General features: G+C 83.8%; 2 pseudogenes. Both read right to left on the bottom strand.

From position 1 onward, the window contains the following. Nucleotides 1-390: pseudogene (locus ACFV0G_RS36880) on the bottom strand (molybdopterin molybdenumtransferase MoeA); the annotation flags it as partial. After that, nucleotides 387-674, bottom strand: a pseudogene (locus ACFV0G_RS36885) (DUF6457 domain-containing protein); the annotation flags it as partial. The pseudogenes ACFV0G_RS36885 and ACFV0G_RS36880, both read right to left, overlap by 4 nt. Nucleotides 675-862 lie beyond the last annotated feature (188 nt).

An 862-nucleotide genomic window follows, 5' to 3' on the forward strand; every position in this document is an offset into this window, starting at 1 on the left:
TCGATGCCGCCGCCGGGCTCGTCGGGGGCGCGGGGGGGCGGGGGGCGCCGGGGGCGCTACCCCGCCCGCCTGCCCGGGGGCGCGCGGAGGGGGCGCGGCGCCGGCCAGCAGTCGCCCGGCCGGCCGCCAGGGACCGGGGCCGGCCACTGCCCAGCCGTCCATGGCGGAGGTGTCGAAGCCCGGCAGGTCGGTGACGGCGGTCAGCGGCTCGGAGAGGGTGCGGCCGAGCGCGGCGGCGAGGTCGACGCGGTGGGTGTCCAGCGGGGCGGCCACCGCCTCCCGGGCGATCTGCCGGGCGAGCGGCCAGGGGCAGTCGCGGGCGGCCTCGGCGGCACCGGACGGGAGGTCCACGGCGGTACGTGCGGTCGCGCCGGCCGGGGCGGCGGTCACGCCGGCTCCGGCGGGGCGGCGGCGGCCCACCGCTCGGCGAGGACGGCGGTCCGTGCGGCGGCCGCGGCGACCGCGTCCGCGCCGCCGCCCTGCTGGGCCGCCGCATAGCCGACCAGGAAGGCGGTCAGCGGGGCGGCCGGGCGGGCGACCCCGTGGGCGACCACCCGGGTGAGGTCGAGCAGTCCGGGTACGTCGACGTCCAGGTCGATGCCGAGGTCGGCGGCGACCTCGGCGATCCAGTCATCCAGCGTGCGCTCCATGGCCCCATGCTGCCCGATCCGGCGCTGCACCGGACCACGGCACCCGTGAGCGGCGCGGGTCCATTCGCTCACCGCGCCGTACGGGCGGCGGTGGGGGCGCCGGGGGCCCGGGCGCGGCCGCGGGGCCCCCCCCCGCCCCGCCCGCCCGCGCCCGCCGGCCCACCGCCCCCGCCGGCGCGGGGGGCGGCGGGCCGGCCGGCCCGGGCGCCCCC

The organism is Kitasatospora sp. NPDC059571, assembly GCF_042735675.1.
Classification (GTDB): domain Bacteria; phylum Actinomycetota; class Actinomycetes; order Streptomycetales; family Streptomycetaceae; genus Kitasatospora.